This window comes from Streptomyces sp. NPDC058678 (genome assembly GCF_042714835.1).
Classification (GTDB): domain Bacteria; phylum Actinomycetota; class Actinomycetes; order Streptomycetales; family Streptomycetaceae; genus Streptomyces.
The window spans coordinates 19,484-27,837 of record NZ_JBHXSG010000091.1; the positions used below are offsets into that span (position 1 = coordinate 19,484).

6 protein-coding genes are annotated in these 8,354 nt (G+C 71.6%); 4 read left to right on the top strand and 2 right to left on the bottom strand.

What is annotated here, in order from left to right; translation table 11 throughout:
• A complete protein-coding gene (locus ACFWWR_RS43680) occupies window positions 1-3,012 on the bottom strand; it encodes an FAD-binding and (Fe-S)-binding domain-containing protein (RefSeq protein WP_384309774.1) in 3,012 nt (1,003 codons plus the stop codon).
• A gap of 91 nt (window positions 3,013-3,103) precedes the next feature.
• On the opposite strand from ACFWWR_RS43680, the gene serC reads away from it, so the two are divergent.
• On the top strand, window positions 3,104-4,222 hold the full coding sequence (gene serC, locus ACFWWR_RS43685; RefSeq protein WP_384309777.1) for a phosphoserine transaminase: 1,119 nt from the start codon (window positions 3,104-3,106) through the stop codon (window positions 4,220-4,222).
• A gap of 111 nt (window positions 4,223-4,333) precedes the next feature.
• Here the strand turns inward: serC and ACFWWR_RS43690 are convergent, their stop codons facing one another.
• Window positions 4,334-4,555, bottom strand: coding sequence for a hypothetical protein (locus ACFWWR_RS43690; RefSeq protein ID WP_383863671.1), 222 nt, complete (start codon window positions 4,553-4,555; stop codon window positions 4,334-4,336).
• 526 nt (window positions 4,556-5,081) lie between these two features.
• On the opposite strand from ACFWWR_RS43690, the gene ACFWWR_RS43695 reads away from it, so the two are divergent.
• From ACFWWR_RS43695 to ACFWWR_RS43705, 3 genes are read left to right on the top strand one after another with little or no spacing between them, the layout of a single operon-like run.
• Entirely contained in the window at window positions 5,082-5,972 is an 891-nt protein-coding gene (locus ACFWWR_RS43695) for an alkaline phosphatase family protein (RefSeq protein WP_383863668.1), read from the top strand.
• A 5-nt stretch (window positions 5,973-5,977) separates the two neighbouring features.
• A complete protein-coding gene (locus ACFWWR_RS43700; protein ID WP_383863665.1) occupies window positions 5,978-7,243 on the top strand; it encodes an MFS transporter in 1,266 nt (421 codons plus the stop codon).
• A complete protein-coding gene (locus tag ACFWWR_RS43705) occupies window positions 7,240-8,262 on the top strand; it encodes a TolB family protein (protein ID WP_384309779.1) in 1,023 nt (340 codons plus the stop codon). The genes ACFWWR_RS43700 and ACFWWR_RS43705 overlap by 4 nt, the downstream gene beginning before the upstream one ends.
• Window positions 8,263-8,354 lie beyond the last annotated feature (92 nt).

Below are 8,354 nucleotides of genomic sequence, written 5' to 3' on the forward strand. Positions count from 1 at the left end.
TCAGCAAGCCCCCGGACCGGTCATTCCCTTTCCCCGCCTCGCCCCTCCGGTCCCTCCAACCCTTCCGGCCTCCTGCCCCTCGGATCCCCCCAGTCCTTCCGAACTCTCCAGCCCTTTCAGCCCTTCCGGTCCTTCCGAACTCTCCAGCCCTTCCAGTCCCTCTGCCAGCACCTCCGCCAGATGCCGCCCCCGCACCCCCGCCAACTGCTCCAGCTGGGTACGGCACGAGAACCCGTCCGCCAGCACCACCGCGCCTTCGCCCTCCGCCGCTCGTGCCGCCGGCAGCAACCGCTCCTCCGCGCACGCGGCCGACACCTCGTAGTGGCCCTTCTCGAAGCCGAAGTTGCCCGCGAGGCCGCAGCAGCCGCCGGCCAGCTCGCCGGTGAGGCCGGCGGCCCGGCGCAGGCGGCGGTCGGGGGCGTCGCCGAGTACCGCGTGCTGGTGGCAGTGGGTCTGGCCGGTTGCCGGACGGTCCAGGCGGGGTGGGGTCCAGTCGGGGGCGAGGCGTTCCAGGGTCTCGGCGAAAGTCAGGATCCGGGACGCCAGGCGGGCGGCCCGGGGATCGTCGTGGAGGAGTTCCGGGAGGTCCGTGCGGAGGGCGGCGGCGCAGCTGGGTTCCAGGACGACGACCGGGGTGTCCGTCTCCAGCACCGGGGCCATGAGGTCGAGGGTGCGGCGCAGCACCGTACGGGCTCGGTCCAGTTGGCCCGTGGAGACGTACGTCAGCCCGCAGCAGACCCGGGCACGCCCCCGGACCACCGACACGGGGTTCAGGACGGTCGACCTGCCGTCTCCCACCCGCCCGCCCCTCCGCAGCCGCAGCGTCGGCGGCAGGGCCACCCGCAGTCCCGCCGCCTCCAGCACGCGGACGGCCGCCCGGCCCACGGACGGCGAGAGGTGTTCGGTGAAGGTGTCGGGCCACAGCACGACCAGCTCGCCCCGGCCGGAGGCGGACGGCCGGCGACGCCGCCACCACCTGCTGAACGTCTCCCCCGCCACCCGAGGGATCCGCCGCTCTCCGGCGATCCCGCTCAGGCGCTTCGCCGCCCACGCGAACGGCCGTACCGAGGCGAGCCCGTTGACCACCGCCCCGGCCCGCATCCGGGACACCCAGCGCAGCCACACGGGCAGCCACCCCATGCTGTAGTGGGCTAGCGGGCGCCGCCGCCCCGCGTAGTGGTGGTGGAGGAACTCCGCCTTGTACGTGGCCATGTCGACCCCGACCGGGCAGTCGGACCGGCAGCCCTTGCAGGACAGGCACAGGTCGAGGGCGTCCTTGACCTCCTCCGACCGCCAGCCGTCGGTGACCAGCTCGCCCGCGAGCATCTCGTGCAGCAGCCGGGCACGCCCGCGCGTGGAGTGTTCCTCCTCGCCGGTGGCCCGGAAGGACGGGCACATGACAGCAGTCCCGGACGCCGACGTCGTACGGCATTTCGCGACCCCGACACACCGGCGCACGGCCGCCGAGAAGTCGCCGCCGTCCGCCGGGTAGCCGAAGGCCACGTCCACCGGCCCGCGCGGGAGGACGGAGAAGCGGAGGTTCGTGTCGAGGGGGGCGGGGCGCACCAGCATGCCGGGGTTGAGCAGGTCGTCCGGGTCCCACAGCGCCTTCGCCCGCTCGAACAGGCCCACCAGTTCCTCGCCGTACATACGGGGCAGCAGCTCGGCCCTCGCCTGCCCGTCCCCGTGCTCCCCGGACAGCGAACCGCCATGGGCAACGACCAGCTCGGCCATCTCCTCCGAGAAGTGCCGGAAGCGGGCGATGCCCGGCTCCGTCAGGAGGTCGAAGTCGATGCGGACGTGGATGCAGCCGTCCCCGAAGTGGCCGTACGGCGTGCCGCGCAGCCCGTGCGCTGTCAGCAGGCCCCGGAAGTCGCGCAGGTAGGCGCCCAGCCGGGCCGGGGGCACGGCGCAGTCCTCCCAGCCGGGCCAGGCCTCGGAGCCGTCCGGCATCCGCGTCGCCGTGCCGCTCGCGTCCTCGCGGATGCGCCACAGCGCCCGTTGTCCGGCGGGGTCCGTCACCACGAGCGCGTCGACGACATCCGCGGCGCGCACAATCTCTTCCGCACGCGCGCGTGCCTGCGCCGGCGTCTCGCCGCCGGTCTCCACGAACAGCCAGGCCCCGCCCCGGGGCAGGTCGGCCGCGGAGCGGACCAGGTCGGCCGCCATGCCCTCCACGGTGAGCGGCCGGTACGGCAGCAGGCCGGCCGCAGCCTGGGCCGCCGCGCTCTCGTCGGCGTACGCCAGCACGGCCAGGGCACGCGCGCGTGGCGCCCGAACCAGCCGTACGACCGCCTCCGTCAGGACGCCCAGCGTGCCCTCCGAGCCGCAGAGGGAACGGGCGACGTCGACGCCGTTCTCGGGCAGCAGCGCGTCCAGGGCGTAGCCGGAGATACGGCGGGGCAGCTCGGGGAAGCCGGTGCGGAGGATCGACAGTTCCCCCTCCACCAGCTCCCGCAGGCCCGTCGGGGCGCCCGCCCAGCCCTGCCCGGGCCGCAGCCGCTCACCGCGCGCGGTGAGCACGGACAGCTCCCGCACGCTGTCCGCGGTCGTGCCCCAGGCCACCGAGTGCGAACCGCAGGAGTTGTTGCCGATCATCCCGCCGAGCGTGCAGCGGCTGTGGGTGGAGGGGTCCGGGCCGAAGCGCAGGCCGTGCGGGGCGGCGGCCTCCTGGAGGCGGTCCAGGACCAGCCCCGGCTGCACGACCGCGGTGCCCGCCTCCGGGTCGAGGGACAGCAGCCGGTTCATGTGCCGGGTGAAGTCCAGAACGACGCCCGTGCCCGTCGCCTGACCGGCGATCGACGTCCCGCCGCCGCGGGCCACGACCGGCACGCCGCGTTCCCGGCACACGGCGAGCACCGCCGCCACGTCGTCGGCGTCCCGTGGGGCCACCACACCGAGCGGGACGCGCCGGTAGTTGGACGCGTCCATGGTGACCAACGCCCGGGAGGTGACGTCGAATCCGACCTCGCCCCGGACGGCCTTGCGCAGCGCGGCCTCAAGATCCGTCATGCCTCCAGCAAACCAGCCCGTCGACACCGAGGCGTCTCACCCGACGGACTACGTTTCGACCAGGTTTCCCCCAGCGGCTACGCTCCCTTCCGTGGCTGAGATCCAGATTCCTTCTGACATCAAGCCCGCGGACGGACGTTTCGGCGCGGGACCCTCCAAGGTGCGGACGGAGGCGCTGGACGCACTCGCCTCCACCGGTACGTCCCTCATGGGCACCTCACACCGCCAGGCCCCGGTCAAGAACCTCGTCGGCAAGGTCCGCGAGGGCATCTCCGAGCTGTTCCAGCTCCCCGAGGGCTACGAGGTCGTCCTCGGCAACGGCGGCTCCACCGCCTTCTGGGACGTCGCGACCCACGGCCTCATCGACAACAAGTCGCAGCACCTCACCTTCGGCGAGTTCAGCTCCAAGTTCGCCAAGGCGGCCAAGCTCGCTCCGTGGCTCGCCGAGCCGACCGTCATCTCCTCCGACCCGGGCACCCACCCGGAGCCGCAGGCGGAGGCGGGCGTCGACGTGTACGCCTTCACCCACAACGAGACGTCCACCGGTGTCGCCGCGCCCGTCAAGCGGGTGCAGGGCGCCGACGCGGGCTCCCTCGTCCTCGTGGACGCCACCTCCGGCGCCGGCGGCCTCCCGGTCGACATCGCCGAGACCGACGTCTACTACTTCGCCCCGCAGAAGTCCTTCGCCTCCGACGGCGGCCTGTGGATCGCGATCTTCTCGCCGGCCGCGATCGAGCGCGCCGAGCGCATCCACGCGTCCGGCCGCCACGTGCCGGAGTTCTTCAGCCTGCCGACGGCGATCGACAACTCGCGCAAGAACCAGACGTACAACACCCCGGCGCTGGCCACCCTCTTCCTCCTCAACGAGCAGCTGGAGTGGTTCAACGGCCAGGGCGGCCTCGCCTGGTCCACGGCCCGCACGAAGGACTCCTCGACCCGCCTGTACGGCTGGGCGGACGAGTCCAAGTACGCGACCCCGTTCGTCACCGACCCGGCCAAGCGCTCGCAGGTCATCGGCACGATCGACTTCTCGGACGAGATCGACGCCGCGGCCGTCGCCAAGGTCCTGCGGGCCAACGGTGTCGTCGACACCGAGCCCTACCGCAAGCTCGGCCGCAACCAGCTCCGCGTCGCCATGTTCCCGGCGGTCGACCCGGCCGACGTCGAGGCGCTCACCAAGTGCGTCGACTACGTGATCGAGAAGCTGTAGTCGCCACAGCGGTACGCCGCTTTCGAGCGGTACGACGATGAGGGCGCCCGATGACCACCGGGCGCCCTTTTCCTGTACGCGTTGGAATTCGCTACGAGCTCTACGCCACGATCATCCTTGGGCGGAAGCGTCGTTGATGAACCAGCCCGCGGGGGCATCTCCCCAGCTCTGCTGGCACTCCGACCACCCCGCGTCAGCCCGCTGGCTCAGCGCCGCATCACACTCGGCCTTGGTGCTGTAGTAGGTCGCGGCTTGGGCGGAACCAGCGGTCGCGAGGCCGGCACCGACGGCCACCGCGACACCCGCGGCGAAGAGCGCGAGCTTCTTGCGCATGAGATTTTCCCCTTTTACCAATGCTGGAGTAATTGAACTGGGTTTATTCGACGCGTCGGAAACTCATCGATCAATCCCGGTCGCAGATAAGTTACATGCGTTTCCTGCGCGCCGAGCATCGGCTTTGTGGAGATACCGAAAACGATCACCGAGTTTCCGTTGGCCAAGTAATCTGCATCCCCGACGTTACGGATGAAGGGATGGAAGCAAATCCGTCGCCGTATCCGTCACGGAGCCGCCCATGCGGTCGAGCTGTCTGCGTCGAAGTCCCCGTGGAGTCCGACTCGACCGCAGACATGGGCCGGCGTACCGGCGTGCTGGGGCTGCCGGCGCGCCGACGACGCGACGGTGCCCGCTTGACGTGGGCTTTACCGGGTTGATGTGCGCTTGGGGCGGGCTTTGCCCCGCGGGGCCCATCGTTCGTCTGATCTTCCCCAACGACCCACGGCCGGGTGCCCGGTCACGCACCTAGGGTTACGGCGCTGCCACCCCCCGTACGTCCGTCACTGCTGTCCGGAGGACAGGTATGACCGCCGTCAAGGCCGCCAAGCCCAACAGACGTCCCCTCGCCTCACTCGCCGGAGCCGTGGCCATCACCGCCGCGTCGATCGGCCTGTGGGCCGTCACCGGCTCCACCGCTCAGGCCGCCGCTCTCCCGACCCCCGACCACGTGGTGGTCGTGGTGATGGAGAACCACGCCTACTCCCAGGTGATCGGCAGCTCCAGCGCCCCGTACCTCAACAACACCATCAAGGCGGGCGGCGCAGCCCTCACCCAGTCCTACGGCCTCACCCACCCCAGTGAGCCGAACTACTACATGCTGTTCTCGGGCTCCAACCAGGGCCGCACCGACGACAGTTGCGTAGGAGTCGGGTCCATCTCCGCGCCCAACCTCGCCTCCGAGCTGATCGCCGCCGGGAAGAGCTGGGCGAGCTACAACGAGTCGCTGCCCAGCCAGGGTTCGACGACGTGCAGCAGCGGCGACTACGCGCAGAAGCACAACCCGTGGTTCGGCTTCTCCAACGTGCCCACGAGCACCGCGAAGACCTTCGCGCAGTTCCCGACCGACTACACGACCCTGCCGAAGGTCTCCTTCGTCACCCCGAACCTGTGCAGTGACATGCACGACTGCTCGGTCTCCACGGGCGACACCTGGATCAAGAACAAGCTGGGCGCCTACGCCACCTGGGCCAAGACCCACAACAGCGTCCTCGCCGTCACCTTCGACGAGGACAACAAGCTCTCCGGCAACCGCATCCCCACCCTCTTCTACGGGCAGCACGTCGCTGCCGGGAGCTCCAGCTCCACCACCTACAACCACTACAACGTGCTGCGCACCGTGGAGGACCTGGCCGGTCTGACGGCGCACGCGGGCAACGCCGCCTCGGCGTCCGACATCACCGGCATCTGGAACTGACGCCGGTGTATCTCGCGGACTCCCGCGGTACGAAGGCCGCCGCCGTCCCGGACTCCCGTCCGGGGCGGCGGCCGGCCGCCGTGCCCGGCACAGTGCTGGCCCTCGGCGCGGTCAGCCTCATCACGGACGTCTCCTCGGAGATGATCACGGCCGTCCTGCCGCTCTACGTGGTCACGGCCCTTGGCCTGTCGCCGCTCGGTTTCGGTCTCCTCGACGGCATCAACAACGGCGTCGGGGCCCTGGTCCGGCTGGCCGGCGGTCACCTCGCCGACCGGGGAGGCCGTCGGCACAAGGTGGTGGCGGGCCTCGGCTACGGCCTGTCGGCGGTGTGCAAGCCGCTGCTGCTGTTCGCCCACACCCTCCCCGTGATCAGCGCGGTCCTCGCGGTCGACCGCACCGGCAAGGGGCTGCGTACCGCTCCCCGGGACGCGATGATCTCGCTGTCCACCGAACCGGAGCACCGGGGACGGGCGTTCGGGGTGCACCGCGCCATGGACACCACCGGCGCGCTGCTCGGCCCGCTCGTCGCGTTCGCCGTACTGCGGGTCACCGTCGACGGCTACGACGCGGTCTTCGCGGTCAGCGGCTGCGTGGCCGCGCTCGGCGTCCTGGTCCTGCTGCTCTTCGTGCCCCGCCGCATCACCCCCGCCGACGCCGTACGCGTTCCCGAGCGGCCCCCGGCGCTGCGCGACTCGCTCGCCCTGCTGCGCCGGCCCGACCTGCGCCGCCTCACCCTGTGCGCGACCCTCCTCGGTCTCACGACCGTCAGCGACTCCTTCCTCTACCTCCTGCTCCAGCGCGAAGGGAACCTGCCCGCCCATCTGTTCCCGCTGCTGCCGCTGGGCACGGCCGCCGTCTTCCTGCTGCTGGCCGTCCCGATCGGCGCGCTCGCCGACCGCGTCGACCGTCGTCGGCTCTTCCTGGCCGGCCACGGCGTCCTGCTGCTCGGCTACTGCCTGGTGCTCTCTCCCTGGCACGGCGTCCCGGCCGTGATCGCCGTCCTCGTCCTGCACGGCAGCTTCTACGCGGCGACCGACGGCGTACTCGCGGCCGCCACGGCGGGAGCCGTCCCGGCACGGCATCAGGGCGCCGGGCAGGCACTGGTCGGCACCGGCCAGGCGCTGGCCCGGTTCGGCTGCTCGCTCGCCTTCGGCGCGGCCTGGAGCCTGTGGGGCGGGCGGACCGCCCTCGCGGTCACCGCCGCCGCCCTGGCCCTCAGCGCCGTCGTGGCCTCGTTCCTTCTCCGTACCGCCGATGAGGTGTCCGCGTGACCAGAACCGCCCGTCTGACGATCCTGCTGGTCGCTGTCCTGCTGCTCGGGGCGGTCGGTACCGGGGCGGTGCTGCACGCCGCCCACCAGTCGGGCCTGCGTGACCGGCAGCAGGCGGACGGTCCGACCGTGCGGGCCGGTACCGTCTCGCTCCGGCCGACAACCGGCCGCCGACTACTGGTACGCAACCTGGCCTGGGGCCCGCACCGCGACGAGATCGCCGCCGTCCCCGCCGACGATCCGCGGGGACCGCGCACCGCGTCGGGCGTCAAGTGCCTGCGCTTCCACGCGGCCGCCGGAACCGCCGTCTGTCTGCAGGCCGTGCACGGCGCACTGGAAGACACCTACCGAGCGGTGATACTCGACTCGCACCTGCGCGAACTGCACCACTTCCCGGCAGCGGGCATCCCCACCCGGGCCCGGGTCTCGCCCTCCGGCCATCTGGTCGCCTGGACGGTCTTCGTCAGCGGGGACTCGTACGCCGGTACCGACTTCTCCACCCGCACCGCCATCGTCGACACCCGCACCTGGGCGATCGACGACAACCTGGAGACCTTCCGCATCACCAAAGACGGCCGTCCTTACCGCGCCGCGGACACCAACATCTGGGGTGTCACCTTCGCCGACGACACCCGCTTCTACGCCACCCTGGCAACGGGCGGCCACACCTACCTCGTCCGCGGCGACGTGACGGCACGCACCCTCACCACCCTGCACCGCAACGTCGAATGCCCCTCACTCTCGCCCGACGGCACGCGGATCGCCTACAAGAAGCGCGTCGAGGGAGCCTCCGCGGACGCCCCCTGGCGCCTGTACGTCCTGGACCTCCGCACCATGAAGGAGACCCCGACGGCCGAGCAGCGCAACATCGACGACCAGGCACTGTGGGCCGACAACTCCACGCTGGTCTATGCCCTGCCCGGCGACTACGGCTCGGACCTGTGGACCGTCCCCGCCGACGGCTCCGGCGCGGCCCGCCGGCTGATGACCTCCGCCGTCGCCCCCGCCTACCTGGGGTGACGGACAGGCCGGGGCTCAAGTGGGCTTCCGCGGAGGCCGCGCGAGGCACGAAGAAGGGCGCCCTGCGTACGCCGGGCGCCCTTCTTCGTGCC

Bases quoted from the DNA above. Each gene is read 5' to 3' on its own strand.
- ACFWWR_RS43680 (WP_384309774.1), bottom strand. From the start codon at position 3,012: ATGACGGATCTTGAGGCCGCGCTGCGCAAGGCCGTCCGGGGCGAGGTC.
- ACFWWR_RS43695 (WP_383863668.1), top strand. From the start codon at position 5,082: ATGACCGCCGTCAAGGCCGCCAAGCCCAACAGACGTCCCCTCGCCTCA.
- ACFWWR_RS43690 (WP_383863671.1), bottom strand. From the start codon at position 4,555: ATGCGCAAGAAGCTCGCGCTCTTCGCCGCGGGTGTCGCGGTGGCCGTC.